We start from the raw sequence: 14,228 nt of genomic DNA, 5'->3' as shown, positions 1-14,228 counted from the left end.
TTGGTTAAGTGTATTTGAAAAAGCAGCGTATATCGCTGCTTTTTCTTTATCTGCTTTATCACTTTTTAGGCTAGCGAGCAGGGTTGGCTTTAGCCTTAATGAAGTCAATAAACAATTTGGTTTTGACATGGTTGTAATCAAGCTTCGGGTAATAGGCATATGCCGAGTTCATTGGTTGTTTTAACTCTGGCAATACTGGCACTAATAATCCTTTGCTGAGCTCTCGTTTAACGGTGTTTCCACCCGCAAGTATAATCCCCATCCCTGAGACTGCAGCAGCCACGAGAGCTTCTGGGTTTTGGGTGGTGAAATTGCCTTTTAAACGCAGGCGTAAATCATTTTCAAAGGTGTGCTCTTGCTCATGACCATGAGTACCAAACAGTAGGCAGTTATGTTCGGCTAGCTGCGCTGGTGTTTCAATGAGTGGCTTGCCTTCAAGGTAGCTTGGCGCAGCATAAAAACCATGCTGGAAGGTAAAAAGCCGAGTGGCGATATAGCTGGATGAATTGAAATCAGTCAGCTCTTTACTGATGAAGACATCCAGGTTGAGATCGGGCAACTGCCCCGGGGTAATCGTATGCAACTCCACCTGAATCTTTGGGTAGGTCTCAAGAAATTCAGCAAGGTAGTTAACCAGCAAACGGCTTCCTGTCGCTAAAGGCGCACCAATACGCAGCACACCACTGACTTCTCCATAGGTCGAGGTCGTTTCGGCAAGCATTTGATGCCAATCTTCCAACAAGCGAGCACTACGTTGATAAAACAACTTGCCAGCATCTGTCATGGTGAGACTTCGGGTTGTTCGCTTGAGCAATTGTACGCCAAGCTGCTTTTCAAGCCAGGAAAGGCGCTTGGAAAGGGCTGAGCTTGATGTATTGAGCTTATTCGCTGCTTGGGCTAAAGAGCCTTGTTCGACAACAGTGACAAAACTTGTTGTGCAGGTGATCCAATCCATATTTGTTTGCTTACCTACTGTTATGTATAAGCCAATTGCTGTAATACCAGAATGGTGGCGTGAGCAAAAAAGTGCAACTCATTGAGATAAATAATTAATTTGTTTTTTATGATACCAAAAAATAACCGTTATCAATGATTCTTCCTCATTTCTTGCTTGGCTTTCGATGTGATAGTTAACGTTAGCTGTTAACAAAATGCTAATATTGTCGACTTAAACACTGACAACTATATAAATTGAATGGTATTTTGCTGTTAGTACTCGCGACAGGCACACTCTGCTGCCTTACAGAATCAACACCTTTTAAATGACTGGTCTTTTATGAGAAAAGCTTCGGGAATGAAGCTTACCAACCGTTTGGTAGCCTTCGTTACACTTATCGTGATTTGCGCCATTTTCGTTGTTTTTATCGGCGGGGCATTCAGTTTCCGTAAATTGGGACAAGACTACCAAACTCACTACCTTGATGGCGTGGTCGGGGTAATAGATCAAGAGCTAGCCGATCCGCAAGGCTCCCAATCATTATCACGGTGGTTGCCTAAGTTATTGCAAGCCAGCAATGTGGTTGAGCTCGAGGTTGGCAGTAATGCTGGTGTGGTGTATGACTTTAAAGGCTTACAGCCGATCACCGATCGCTCTATTTTGCATAGCCGGCGTTATGATTTAGACCATAATCCGGGCTTCTATGTCACTCTCAAATCTATCCCCCCCTATACCGAGTTGACGTACTCCATTGGGGCGATGTCCTCTATTAGTTTGGCGATAGCTATCATCATTCTCGGCTTAGTTTGGGGAATGGAATGGCTGAGGCGACAACTTTATGGATCGGAATTATTGGAACATAGGGGAAGAATGATCCTGGCTGGAAAGGTGGATGACAACGCCATTGGTGATGAGAAGGAGTGGCCAGCAACCGCTAGCTTAGCACTCGATAAAATGATCGTGGAATTGAAAGATGCCCGCCAGGAACGCAGCCGTTTTGATACTTTCATTCGTACTCACACTTTTCTTGACCAATTAACCGGTGCGGCAAACCGTGTGCTGTTTGACAGCCGCTTGCAGTCGATGCTGCAAGATCAGGAAACACATGGTGCAGTGGTACTGATTCGAATTGCGGACTGGGAAGAATTGCTGGCAGAGAAAGGTAAAGAAGAAGCTGATGAGCTGATCCAAGATGTCGGGGTGATCATTTCTAACTTGATCCAACGTTATCCAGATACGGTGTTATCCCGTTACTTCGATGCAGAATTCGCCATTTTACTTTCTCAGCAATCAACGAAAGAAGTGAAGCAATTTACCAATTTATTGATGAATGCCCTAGACCGCTTGATCCCTGCTGCACCCTTGGAAGCGGATAACTGGTGTCATATTGGCGTTACTTTTTGTGCCAGCGGTGAGCGCCGTGGCCGAGTGATGGATGAAGCGGATATGGCATTGCGTAGTGCCCAGCTTCAAGGGGCTAACAGTTGGTATGCCTTTAAGAAAGATCAGCAGTATGAGGATGCTCGTGGCAGTGTTCGCTGGCGCACATTGTTAGATGCCATTTTCAGTAGTGGTGGCCCGATCTTATATCAACAACCGACCATGACGCTTGATGGCGACATATTGCACCGTGAGTTACTGGCGAGAATAAGAGATGAAAACGGTGTGCTAATTAAAGCATCTCGTTTTCTAACGGCTGTTGAGCAAGTTGGCTTCAGTGCCAGAATGGACAAGTTAGTAATAGCCAAGGCATTGAAAATACTGAAAGAGCAGCCAGTTGAAGATGCAATTTCGGTGAATGTGAGTGTTGGTGCTTTACTCGAAAAAAGCTTCGTTAAGTGGTTGCGTGATGAGCTATTACAAACGCCACGAACAGTACTGAACCGACTGTCGTTTGAAGTGGCAGAAGGTGGGTTAGTGAAGCACCTTGATGCCATGCGTCCAGTCGCGAGAATGCTGGTGGGGCTTGGTTGTAAACTGGTGGTAGATCAGGCGGGTAGAACCATTGTTAGCACGCACTACATTAAAGATATTAAGGTTGATTATATCAAGCTGCACCGAAGCTTAGTGCGCGAAATTAACCTGCGACAGGAAAACCAATTATTTGTCAGGAGTATGCTGGGAGCTTGCGCTGACTCGAATGCCCAAGTGATTGCTGTGGGTGTTGAAAATAAAAAAGAGTGGCAGGTATTGCAGCAGCTTGGCGTTAAAGGTGGGCAAGGACGCTATTTTTCGGCAGAAATATCAACGAGTAATCGATAATCAATAACTTAACTTGGTTGTGGAATATATCTAAACTTACAAAATAACATCAATAAAATGCTACTCCATTATTAAAATCTCATTATAATGGTCAAATATTTGACGCAACTTAAACTAAATCACTGTGCGTTACATTATTCGATTAATGTGATGTGCACTTGCTGGTAGTCCATAGAATTGAAGACGTTATTCCACAAAATAATAAAAAAGAAAGGACAAGGCCATATTGCGGGTGTCTCGGTGTTTTCAGATAACGTTGTACTGGTGTACCGAGCTGAAAACGAGTGGATAGTTGATGAAAAACCGATCTCCGACATTGCTAGTTGGGGACAAGCAATAAAGGCACTTGTTGAAAAGCACCAACTTAAGGGCTACGACTTTCGAGCGGTGCTAGGGCACGGCTTTTATCAAAGCATGCTGATTGAAAAGGTCGAGTTGCCGCGTGAAGAGTATTCGACGGCATTACCTTATCTGGTCAAAGAGTTGGTGAATGAATCCCCCACTGACTTAGTGGCTGATGGCTTTTTAGCTCCACTCAAAGATCGGCTACAAGTGTTTGTGTCCCATAAAAAGCAGTTAGATGTATTGATTGCCGCTTTTCGTGATGTTGGATGCTCACTGGTTCGGGTGAGTGCGGAAGAAGTCGTTTGGGGGCAACTTACCGCGCATAATCAAAACCAATTGGTGCTGCATCGCCGTGGGCAAGGCAACTTGCAATTATCTGCATTTAAACAGCAAGCATTGTGCTTTCAGCGCCAACTCCGAGGTTTTACTTCACCGCTCTTGGAGAAGAGCGAGAATGATACGCTAGCCCAAGGTTTACAGCTTGATAGCTTGGCACTTGAGCTCCAGCGTTCATTAGATTTTCTAAGCGCCCAACTGCGTGATGCGCCGATTACCCAGTTACTTATTTCATGCGATGACGATGATGACGCAGCGTTGGCCAATGCGCTTAGCCAGCGCTTAAACGTGGTTGTTATTGCAGTCGCTCCCAGCCATCCCGTGTTAGCGACTAACGCGGCTAGGATCGCTCATGCAGGTATTGTTGAGCCCGAGCAAGCGGGAATTAACTTTTACTCTGATGCGCTTAAGCCAACTGTAAACTTTTTGACGCTACCCAATATTTTAATGAGTTGGCTGGCGATTGCGGTTTTCATGGGAGCATTCGCTGGTTGGTATGGCTGGCAGAATTACCAGCAACAGCAAAAGCTCATCACTGAACAAGCTCGCCTTACCGCGCAAAACGCTGAACTTGAGCGTGCGAAGGCAAGTCTTGCCAAGCATTTGCCTAGCCCATTTAAAATAGAGGCAGCTGATGGCCTTGAGCAGCAACTTGCGGCAAAACAAGCAACGTTAGAAGCTATCGCTATGCATGATATTAGCTTGCAAGTGGGCTATGCCAGCATGTTGAAGCAACTCTCTGATGCCGCCGACGGCGATATTTCGCTACAGCGAATTTCGGTATCGGGTCCACGTCTCGATTTGGAAGGTTTAGCGCGTACCCCTACGTCTGTTCCTAGCTGGCTCAAGGCATTTAAAGCATATCCAGACTTAGCCGATCGCCGCTTTCAGCTAATGTCTTTGGAACGTAATAAGCAAAATATTGTGACTTTTAAGCTACAGGCTGAAAGAGGCAATGGTCCGTCAGGGGAGCAATTATGAGCAGCTGGCAGGGTGTCTGTGACAAGTTTGAATTGCTGACGCGCCGTGAGCAATGGCTTATCGCCATATCGGGCTGGATAGCGTTGCTATTTGTTGGCTTTATGGTGGTCATTGAGCCTCAGGTTAATGCGTTCGGTGCCGCGAAGCGCCAGTTGGTATCGGTAACAAATGCCATGACGAGCAATGATAACCAATTGCTGCTGATTGAGCGCAAACTACAGTCGGACCCGAACCTTGATGTTACTGCCCGCATTGCCCGACTTGAGACGGATAATGCACTACTTGATGAGCAGCTTGACGGTAGGGTTGCAAGCTTAGTCAATGCAACCGAGATGTCGGTATTGATGGAGCAGGTGCTCCAGCGTTCAAAGCGTTTGAAGCTTGTCTCGTTATCTTCTTTGCCATCAGTGCAGCTGCTGAGTGGCGACGACCAAGGTTTCTATATTCACCCCGTAAGACTTACTTTGCGAGGGCGTTATTTTGATGTCGTTGCCTACCTGCAGCAGCTAGAGGCACTCCCCGTAAAATACTATTGGCGGAGCCTTAATTATCAAGTTGATAACTACCCTTGGGCCGACATTCAACTGGAAGTATATACCTTGGGTGAAAGTAAGGATTTCATTGGTGGTTAAATCAATATTAATAGTCATCGGAGTGAACCTAACGGTAATCGGGGGGGCGCTGGCGAAGCAAGATCCGACAGCCCCGCTAGGGTGGCAAGCTCCTGCGGTTAAGTCGGCACCATCAAGGGCGCGTTTACCGCAGTTACAAGGGATATTTTGTGAGCAATCAGGCAGTAATTGTACGGTGATTCTCAATGATAGCTTGGTGTCGCGAGGTGGAAGGGTTAGTGGCTATACCTTGGATTCGATTCAAGATGACTTCGTCATTCTTCGACGAGGCAGCAAGCAGTGGCGGCTGGAACTTTTTGCCGATAACGTAAAATCAGATTAGAACATTAAGTGATAAACATGCGTGGATTAGTAATAGCAATCGTCATTGCCTCTTTGGTGGGGTGCTCGACCAATATGGGACACCGAGACCCTGTCGAGGTCAAAAGTGCGCTCAATGAAGCCGCCAATGAAGCGAACAGCCGACCATTGATCGATTTACCCGATTCAGTCAATGATGATCTGATGCCAAACCTTGGTGGCAGTGATTACACGAGCCATTCTGCGCTGGAAAAGCGTTTTCGTGTGAATGCCCGTAATGTTGATGCAAAAGCTTTTTTTGGCAGCTTGGTAAAAGGCACCTCTTTTAATATGGTGCTTCACCCTGATGTGCAAGGACGAATTTCCCTGACACTACGTGATGTAACGTTAGATGAAGTGCTGGAGGTGGTGTCAGATATTTACGGTTACAACACTAGCCGTAAAGGGAACATTATTCAGGTGTTTCCTGCAACGTTACGTTCAGAGGTTATACCGGTTGATTACTTGCAGTTGCAACGTCGCGGTATTTCCCTGACAACGCTAACAACTGGCTCTATTTCTAATAATGGCTCGGGTAGCTCAAGCCAGAATAATTCAAGTAACAGCAGCTCGAACAACAGCAATAATAGCAATAATAGTAATAACAATAGCTCGGGAACATCGACTGGCGGAACGACGATTGAAACGGTTTCTGAAAGTGATTTTTGGGCGCAGCTAGAAAAGGCTGTGTCAGCGATGATTGGTAATGGCCAAGGACGCAGTGTTGTGGTTTCCCCACAAGCGAGTTTGGTATCGGTTCGTGCTTACCCCAATGAATTGCGTGAAGTGAAAGAATTTCTTGGTGTGTCACAAAGACGCCTTAAGCGCCAAGTGGTGCTTGAAGCCAAAATTATGGAAGTCACCTTGAGTGATGGCTATCAGCAAGGGGTTAACTGGAGCAATATAACCAAGAGCATTGGTGGCACCGACATTATTTTCGGTCGCGGCAGTATCACTGATGGAAGCGGTAATATCCCAGGCTTACCAGGTGGTGATCCCATTGCAGCATTGCTAGGTGGTCAGACTAATATCACCATTTCAGATGGCAATTTTGAGGCGGTTTTGAGCTTTTTAGACACCCAAGGTGATTTGAATGTTCTGTCTAGCCCAAGAATCACGGCTGCTAATAATCAAAAAGCGGTGATAAAAGTGGGTAGCGATCAGTATTTTGTGACAGATGTATCGGGTGGCGAAGTAAACAGTGATGGTGGAACCGCTTCTCCAGATATTGAGCTAACGCCTTTCTTTTCAGGGATTTCCTTGGATGTTACCCCACAAATTGATGATCAAGACGGTGTATTGCTGCACGTACACCCTGCGGTTATTGATGTTGTGACAGAAGTGAAAGACATTGCCCTTGGCGATACATTCGGCACATATCAGTTACCACTGGCGAAAAGTTCGATCCGTGAATCTGATTCTGTGATCCATGCTCGTTCTGGCGATGTTGTGGTTATTGGTGGATTGATGAAATCCATGACCAGTGATCAGGTTTCTAAAGTACCGCTATTGGGTGATATACCGATGCTGGGCCACTTGTTCCGTAACGTAAACCAAATTCAGTCAAAAACTGAGCTGGTGATTTTGTTAAAACCAACCGTGGTTGGTGAGCAAACATGGCAGCAAGAGATCGAGCGTTCTCGTGCTTTGGTTACTGAATGGTTCCCTGAGTAGGGGGTGAGCATGTATTTGTCGCACTTTGGCCTAACATCAGCCCCTTTTGCGTTGACACCCAATACGCAGTTCTTTCATGCGCTGCCGCCTCATCTCGAGGCGATTACCACCACCTTGGCGGCATTAGAAATGGGAGAGGGCATTATTCAGATCTCTGGTGAAGTTGGTACCGGAAAAACACTCGTGTGCCGGATGATCATCAATCAATTGCCCGCGCATTTTGAATTAGCTTATTTACCCACACCAGCAGCTTGTGGCAATGAACTACGAATGGCGCTGGCAAAAGAACTGAATATTGATTCGACAGGTGATACCGCGACATTAACCGAGCGGCTGCATCAAGCACTGCTGGAACGAAAAGCAAAAAGAAAGTCGGTGGTACTGATACTCGATGAAGCGCAGGCGCTATCGGATGAAGTGCTCGAAGTGATCCGTTTATTAGGTAACTTAGAAACCGAGCACGAAAAACTGCTGCACATTATTTTGCTCGGCCAACCAGAGCTTGACCAACGACTTGCCCAGCACCATATGCGTCAGTTTCGCCAGCGAATTACTTTTCGCAGCTGCTTGCGTGAACTGGAATTGGCTGAAGCGGTAGCTTATATCGAGCACCGTCTAAATAGTGTGAGTAAACAAGAGTATCAGTCATTGTTCTCACTCGCACAATATAAAGAGATATGGACTGCAAGCTACGGGATCCCTCGGTTAATCAATCAGCTATGCCATAAAGCATTGATTGCAGCATGCAGTGATAACCGTCTAAAAGTCAGCCGCCATGATGTTCTGCTGGCAATTAAAGATACCTTAGGAGCACGGCAGCCTCGCTGGACGTATCCAGTTTTATGGGGATGGCAGTAACAGCTATGAGTGAATTGAATAAAAAGCTGAATGCCTTGAGCCAGCAACAAGAACAGGGTGCAGTGAAAGCGGCGGTATTAAAGCCTGCACCCATTAAGCCGATCGTAAAATCATACTCGGCCTACTGGGTTATGCTAGCAGTAGCTGGGTTAGCCCTCGCTGGAAGCATTGGCTGGTGGCTGGGTGCTGGTAAGCATCAACCCGATGAGACGGTAAGCCCAGTATTGCAAGAGAGTGAGTTGCAAGAGAGCGAGCAAGCAACGGTTTTTGCTGTAGAGCCAACAGGAAAAATCGCACCGGTTATTTCTGAGGACGTTGCAAAGATAGAAGTCCCCTCAGCGAGTCGAGCTCCATCAGCTCAAGATCCCGCAGATAGGTTAGTACTTGCTACACAAGTTGAAGACGTAAAACCAGTACCTGTTAAGCCTGTAATTAAAACGCCTGTCGCGAACAATGCCGAGCCGGTAAAGCCAACCGCTAAAGTGGCGAAGGTCAGCGTTGTAGAGCAAAAGCCAATGAAGGCGCCTACGGTTGTAGCGGCTGTCGCGAGTCCTGTAGAAACAGTAAAAGAACCTGTTATTCCAGAGCACTCGCTAGCGGCTTTGGTTAGCGAGGAAGCTATCCAACCTGAAGGCTTGATGATCGAATCCATTGAGTTGGATGCCGAGCAGCTGGCAAACGTTGAATACAGTAAAGCCGAGAAGGCGTTGAAAGATGGTGACATCATTAAAGCCATTCGTTACTTAGAAGCTGCTGTTAAATACCAGCCGACATGGGTAACCGCCCGCCAAAAGCTGTCTGCATTATATTATGGTCGAGGGGAGAATCGGCGTGCATTGGCGACCTTACAACAGGGCCTTGCCCATGATACCCAGCAACCCGATCTGCGTTTAACCATGGCGAAGTTATTGGTTAATGAGTCACAGCCCCAAGCGGCTTTAAATGTACTGGCTGAGATGCCAACAGAGGTACATGGTGATTATCTGGCGATGCGAGGTGCATTGGCGCAAAGGCTAAAAAATAATGTATTAGCAATGAGTAGTTATCAGGAACTGGTAAAAAATGAGCCTTATGATGGTCGCTGGTGGATGGGGCTGGGGATCGCGCTTGAGCGCAGCGATGCCAACGATAAAGCCCAAAGAGCTTATTTACAAGCACTGCAGATGGGGCGTATTTCGCAGCAATCGCAGCAGTTTATCCAACAACGTTTAGCCATACTAGAAAGCCGAGAGGGTTAACCATGCAAATCAAACTTCGTAAGCGCTTGGGTGATTTGTTGGTTGATGAAGGCATTGTTGGCCAAGATCAGCTAGAGCGAGCATTACTACAGCAACAGTCTACTGGGCGTAAGCTAGGTAATACCCTGATCAGCATGGGCTTTTTGACAGAGCAGCAAATGCTGCAGTTTCTTTCTCGTCAGCTTGATATCCCATTAGTCGATTTGCATCGGGTTACTGTTGATGCCGAAGCCGTCGCATTGTTGTCAGAAGTGCACGCCCGTCGCTTGCGAGGCTTAGTGATTGGTTTACATGGCGATACGGTACGTGTTGCCATGAGCGATCCCGCCGATCTGGCCGCACAAGAAGCCCTTTACGATCAGCTATCGCAATATCGAGTGGAATTGGTGATAGCCCCTGAGCATCAGTTGATCACCGCTTTTGACCGCTACTATCGCCGCACACAAGAAATTGTCTCTTTTGCTGAGCAATTGCAGGCCGAGCACCAACACCAATCGGACTTCAATTTTGGCTTTGATAATGACGATAACGATGAAGTCACGGTGGTAAAGCTGATCAACTCACTGTTCGAAGATGCCATTCAAGTGGGGGCATCAGATATTCATATCGAACCAGATAGCGACGTGTTACGTATTCGCCAGCGTATTGATGGAATATTGCATGAAACATTGCTGAATGAATCGACGGTTGCCTCCGCACTTGTTTTACGTCTGAAGTTGATGAGTGGGCTAGATATCTCAGAAAAACGCTTGCCGCAAGATGGCCGCTTTAACGTTAAAGTACGCGGTTGCTCTGTGGATGTGCGTGTTTCCACCATGCCAGTACAGCATGGCGAGTCGGTTGTTATGCGCTTGCTTAATCAGTCTTCTGGCATTTTAAGCCTTGAACAAATCGGCATGCCTGCAGATATCTTGCAGCGTTTCCGTCGGCAGTTAAAGCGCCCTCATGGCATGATTTTGGTAACAGGCCCAACAGGATCGGGTAAAACCACCACGCTATATGGCGCACTCAGTGAATTGAATAAGCCGGGTAAGAAGTTGATCACCGCGGAAGACCCCGTTGAATATCGCTTACCTAGGGTCAATCAGGTTCAGGTCAACAGTAAAATCGGCCTGTCATTTTCATCGATACTACGGACATTCTTGCGACAAGATCCCGATATTATTCTTGTCGGTGAAATGCGCGATCAAGAAACGGTCGAGATTGGTCTGCGATCTGCATTAACTGGCCACCTCGTATTATCAACACTTCATACCAATGATGCTGTCGACAGTGCACTGCGCATGATGGATATGGAAGCCCCAGGGTATTTAGTGGCGAGTGCGGTACGTGCGGTACTGGCACAGCGATTAGTACGACGAGTGTGCCAAGAGTGTGCAGAAGTAGAAACCCCTGAACATGCTAAGCAGCAGTGGTTAATGGCACGTTTTCCTCATCTAGAAAAGACCACTTTCAAGAAAGGGAAAGGCTGCCAAAGTTGTAACTTTACGGGTTACAAAGGGCGAATCGGGGTGTTTGAGTTACTCGAAATGAAACCAGCAATGATGGATGCATTACGTGCTAATGATGCGGTAGGTTTTAGTCAAATTGCGCGTCAGTCAGAAGGCTATAAACCGCTTGTGGAATCTGCAATGGCATTAGCGCAACAAGGAATGACGAGCCTTGATGAAGTGCTGTTACTGGGCGAAGGCGATGAGCATGATGGTTTTGTGCTGGGTTCATGAGTAGGAGTGTGTAATGCCGCAATTTATCTACCGTGGACGTGGTGCTCAAGGTGAGCTACAGCGTGGCAAAATCGAAGCTGCATCACAAGATGCTGCCGCCGATCTACTTATTCGTCAGGGGATCATTCCGCTTGAAATCCGACAAGGCCAAGCTCAGCGTAGTGGTGGGGATTTCCAAAATCTATTCAAGAGCCATATCCCCCTTGATGCCTTAGTTGTCTTTTGTCGTCAACTTTATAGCTTAACCAAAGCTGGTGTACCTTTGTTAAGGTCAATTAAAGGGCTAGGGCAAAGCTCCGGTCATCCATTGATGAAGAGTACGCTGGATACGGTTGTTGATGAGTTGACCAACGGTAAGTCGCTGTCAGCGTCGATGAAGCAGCATCCTCGTGTATTTTCAGAGCTGTTTGTTTCGATGATCCAAGTAGGGGAAAATACTGGTCGCTTAGATGATTCACTGCTGCAACTGGCTCATTATTATGAGCAAGAAATGGAAACCCGTCGCCGAATCAAGTCTGCGATGCGCTACCCAATGTTTGTGATCACTGCAATTATGATCGCCATGGCAGTGCTGAATATTAAAGTTATCCCTCAGTTCTCCTCTATGTTTAGTCGTTTTGGCGTTGATTTACCTTTGCCGACTCGGATCCTAATTGGGACCTCGAATGCGTTCGTTAATTATTGGCCATTAATGGTTGGCGGCATATTGGTATCATGGATTGGTATAAGGGTATGGCGTCAAACGCCTGTCGGTAACGAAAAGTGGGATCATTGGCGGCTTAAAGTACCAGTTATTGGCGATATCGTTAACCGATCTCAGTTATCACGCTTTTCACGTACTTTCTCATTAATGCTTCGTGCCGGTGTCCCCTTGAACCAAGCGATTCAAATGTCAGCCGAGGCATTGGGTAATCGCTATTTAGAAAACCGCCTTATTGAGATGAAAAATGGCATCGAGGGGGGAGCGAGTATTGCCAGCACTGCGAGTCAATCGGGTATTTTTACCCCGTTAGTCCTTCAAATGATCGCGGTGGGTGAAGAGACGGGTCAGGTTGACGACTTACTGCTTGAAGCCTCTGACTTTTATGATCGCGAAGTCGATTATGATCTCAAAACCCTGACTGCTCGTGTTGAGCCTATGTTGTTGTTAGTGGTAGCTATTATGGTGCTCATTCTTGCACTTGGTATTTTCCTTCCAATGTGGAGCTTGCTCGATGTGGCTAGAGGCGTTTAACGCAAAACAGCATAGCCGCATTCATCACATTATTCTCTTATCGGCTATTTTTATGATCATTTCGGTGCTGTTGACCCAGTGGCAAAAGGTGAATGAGAAGGCTGAACAAACTCAACTCCGTGTACTGACTCAGACTCTTGTTAAAAGTGCGGCTTCTCTACGCCAGGAGTGGGAGTTAAGCGATAAACCTGAACGGGTGACGGTAAACGGAGTTAACGTCTCTTTTACTCAAAAGGGATGGCCAATTGTGCTGAGTGGACAGCAAATTAACTGCCAAAAAACGTGGGAACTACTTTCATCAAGGTTCAACCCCGTGTCATACCTTGATCTTGTTGAAAAAAAAGAAATGAGATCAACTTATTATAATTCATGCAATTTCAAAATTAGTAGTGGAAAGTGGCTAGCATTATTTTATGAAAATGAGACAATACGAATCGACAGTTTTTTGACGCTCACCGAATTACGGTGATGCAGATTTGACTAATTAGATAAAGGCAGAAGTGACATGAAGAAACAGTCTGGCTTTTCTCTGGTTGAACTAGTCATTGTGATTATTGTTGTCGGATTGCTGGCGGTTGCTGCATTACCACGCTTTATGAATGTGACCGATGAAGCCAAGAAGGCATCAATTGAAGGTGTAGCTGGTGGCTATGCAACCGCAGTGTTGTCGGTGCGTGCTCAGTGGGAAGCCTATGGCAGACCACAAAATGCAGGCCGTAATATGGTTGATTATGACGGTACGGATATTTACTTAACCCAAGCGGGCGATACGTCTGATCCGAGCATTGGCTATCCGGTTTCGTTGCTCAACAAAGATATTGGTAGCATGGCAGTGACAGATTGCGTTGCGCTAATGGATAACCTGCTGCAAAACCCACCCAAAGTCACCAGTGAAAGCACTGATGCTCAAGGTGGTAAATACCTGTTCTATACAGAATTGGTGACAGAAAACAGCATGAATGCTTGTCGCTACTATCAGTTGGCATCAACGGGTAGTGACGGTAGTGGTTCAACCAATGTGACTTCTGGTCACTACTTTACTTATCAGCCCGTTAGAGGCTTGGTGCAAACTGAAATACGCTAAGCCGTATTTATACTAAGAAATAATGGAGAATGTTATGAAACGTCAAGGCGGCTTTACGCTAATTGAAATGGTAGTGGTTATCGTAATCCTAGGTATTCTGGCGGTTACAGCAGCACCACGTTTTTTGAACCTACAAAATGATGCTCGTGGCTCTGCCCTGCAAGGCCTGAAAGGCGCAATTGATGGCGCTGCCGGTATTACTTACGGTAAAGCGGCTATCAATGGTTTAGAAGCAAATGGTGATACTTCAGTTAATGGGATCCCAACAGCATTTGGCTATCCAAAAGCAACTTCAGCAGCGTTAAAGCTTGCTGTTACAGGTCTTGAAGATTGGCAGTTTGTTAAAGAAACAACTTCGCCAGCAGCTGTTGTGTATACATACAATGGAAATAGTGAGGCAAACCCTACGGGTTGTATTGTTACTTATTCTCAAGCGCTTAGCGTTTCTCAAGCGGCATCGACAAAATTTGAAACTGGTGCAGCATGTATCGGTACTAAATAAGTTTTAGAATAGCGCTCCTCGGAGCGCTATTTAATAAGGGCATCATAATGATGTTTTTATTAAATAGATTTTCCATTCCATA

General features: G+C 46.3%; 13 protein-coding genes. 12 read left to right on the top strand and 1 reads right to left on the bottom strand.

The window, feature by feature from the left end; translation table 11 throughout:
* Positions 1-70 precede the first annotated feature (70 nt).
* Entirely contained in the window at positions 71-955 is an 885-nt protein-coding gene (locus L4D09_RS07200) for a LysR family transcriptional regulator (protein ID WP_428456815.1), read from the bottom strand.
* Positions 956-1,276: 321 nt separating this feature from the next.
* Between L4D09_RS07200 and csrD the strand changes: the two genes are divergently transcribed.
* From csrD to L4D09_RS07140, 12 genes are all read left to right on the top strand, one after another.
* Positions 1,277-3,199, top strand: coding sequence for an RNase E specificity factor CsrD (csrD, locus tag L4D09_RS07195; RefSeq protein WP_428456814.1), 1,923 nt, complete (start codon positions 1,277-1,279; stop codon positions 3,197-3,199).
* A gap of 240 nt (positions 3,200-3,439) precedes the next feature.
* Positions 3,440-4,861: a PilN domain-containing protein gene (locus L4D09_RS07190; protein ID WP_428456813.1), complete on the top strand. Its 1,422-nt coding sequence runs from the start codon at positions 3,440-3,442 to the stop codon at positions 4,859-4,861.
* Entirely contained in the window at positions 4,858-5,493 is a 636-nt protein-coding gene (locus L4D09_RS07185) for an MSHA biogenesis protein MshJ (protein WP_428456812.1), read from the top strand. Before L4D09_RS07190 ends, L4D09_RS07185 begins: the two co-directional genes overlap by 4 nt.
* On the top strand, positions 5,486-5,815 hold the full coding sequence (locus tag L4D09_RS07180; protein WP_428456811.1) for an MSHA biogenesis protein MshK: 330 nt from the start codon (positions 5,486-5,488) through the stop codon (positions 5,813-5,815). The genes L4D09_RS07185 and L4D09_RS07180 overlap by 8 nt, the downstream gene beginning before the upstream one ends.
* Positions 5,816-5,832: 17 nt before the next feature.
* On the top strand, positions 5,833-7,506 hold the full coding sequence (gene mshL, locus L4D09_RS07175; RefSeq protein WP_428456810.1) for a pilus (MSHA type) biogenesis protein MshL: 1,674 nt from the start codon (positions 5,833-5,835) through the stop codon (positions 7,504-7,506).
* A 9-nt stretch (positions 7,507-7,515) separates the two neighbouring features.
* Positions 7,516-8,364 carry an ExeA family protein gene (locus L4D09_RS07170; RefSeq protein WP_428456809.1) on the top strand — a complete coding sequence of 283 codons (849 nt, stop codon included), beginning with the start codon at positions 7,516-7,518 and terminating at the stop codon, positions 8,362-8,364.
* A 5-nt stretch (positions 8,365-8,369) separates the two neighbouring features.
* Complete coding sequence (locus tag L4D09_RS07165) at positions 8,370-9,602, top strand: tetratricopeptide repeat protein (protein WP_428456808.1); 1,233 nt, start codon at positions 8,370-8,372, stop codon at positions 9,600-9,602.
* Positions 9,603-9,604: 2 nt separating this feature from the next.
* On the top strand, positions 9,605-11,326 hold the full coding sequence (locus tag L4D09_RS07160; protein WP_428456807.1) for a GspE/PulE family protein: 1,722 nt from the start codon (positions 9,605-9,607) through the stop codon (positions 11,324-11,326).
* A gap of 13 nt (positions 11,327-11,339) precedes the next feature.
* On the top strand, positions 11,340-12,560 hold the full coding sequence (locus tag L4D09_RS07155) for a type II secretion system F family protein (protein WP_428456806.1): 1,221 nt from the start codon (positions 11,340-11,342) through the stop codon (positions 12,558-12,560).
* Positions 12,541-13,029, top strand: coding sequence for a hypothetical protein (locus L4D09_RS07150; RefSeq protein ID WP_428456805.1), 489 nt, complete (start codon positions 12,541-12,543; stop codon positions 13,027-13,029). The genes L4D09_RS07155 and L4D09_RS07150 overlap by 20 nt, the downstream gene beginning before the upstream one ends.
* A 36-nt stretch (positions 13,030-13,065) precedes the next feature.
* On the top strand, positions 13,066-13,644 hold the full coding sequence (locus tag L4D09_RS07145; RefSeq protein WP_428456804.1) for a prepilin-type N-terminal cleavage/methylation domain-containing protein: 579 nt from the start codon (positions 13,066-13,068) through the stop codon (positions 13,642-13,644).
* A 34-nt stretch (positions 13,645-13,678) separates the two neighbouring features.
* Positions 13,679-14,146, top strand: a complete 468-nt coding sequence (locus L4D09_RS07140) for a type II secretion system protein (protein ID WP_428456803.1) — start codon at positions 13,679-13,681, stop codon at positions 14,144-14,146.
* The last annotated feature ends 82 nt before the right edge of the window (positions 14,147-14,228 follow it).

The organism is Photobacterium makurazakiensis (assembly GCF_050336715.1).
Classification (GTDB): domain Bacteria; phylum Pseudomonadota; class Gammaproteobacteria; order Enterobacterales; family Vibrionaceae; genus Photobacterium; species Photobacterium makurazakiensis.
Note: the sequence above shows the minus strand (reverse complement) of the source record. Positions and strands in the feature narration are given on the sequence as shown.

Excerpts from the sequence above, each read along its gene's own strand:
- L4D09_RS07140 (WP_428456803.1), top strand. The coding sequence starts at position 13,679 with ATGAAACGTCAAGGCGGCTTTACGCTAATTGAAATGGTAGTGGTTATC.
- L4D09_RS07165 (WP_428456808.1), top strand. The coding sequence starts at position 8,370 with ATGAGTGAATTGAATAAAAAGCTGAATGCCTTGAGCCAGCAACAAGAA.
- L4D09_RS07150 (WP_428456805.1), top strand. The coding sequence starts at position 12,541 with ATGTGGCTAGAGGCGTTTAACGCAAAACAGCATAGCCGCATTCATCAC.
- csrD (WP_428456814.1), top strand. The coding sequence starts at position 1,277 with ATGAGAAAAGCTTCGGGAATGAAGCTTACCAACCGTTTGGTAGCCTTC.
- L4D09_RS07155 (WP_428456806.1), top strand. The coding sequence starts at position 11,340 with ATGCCGCAATTTATCTACCGTGGACGTGGTGCTCAAGGTGAGCTACAG.
- L4D09_RS07170 (WP_428456809.1), top strand. The coding sequence starts at position 7,516 with ATGTATTTGTCGCACTTTGGCCTAACATCAGCCCCTTTTGCGTTGACA.
- L4D09_RS07145 (WP_428456804.1), top strand. The coding sequence starts at position 13,066 with ATGAAGAAACAGTCTGGCTTTTCTCTGGTTGAACTAGTCATTGTGATT.
- L4D09_RS07200 (WP_428456815.1), bottom strand. The coding sequence starts at position 955 with ATGGATTGGATCACCTGCACAACAAGTTTTGTCACTGTTGTCGAACAA.
- L4D09_RS07160 (WP_428456807.1), top strand. The coding sequence starts at position 9,605 with ATGCAAATCAAACTTCGTAAGCGCTTGGGTGATTTGTTGGTTGATGAA.
- L4D09_RS07185 (WP_428456812.1), top strand. The coding sequence starts at position 4,858 with ATGAGCAGCTGGCAGGGTGTCTGTGACAAGTTTGAATTGCTGACGCGC.
- mshL (WP_428456810.1), top strand. The coding sequence starts at position 5,833 with ATGCGTGGATTAGTAATAGCAATCGTCATTGCCTCTTTGGTGGGGTGC.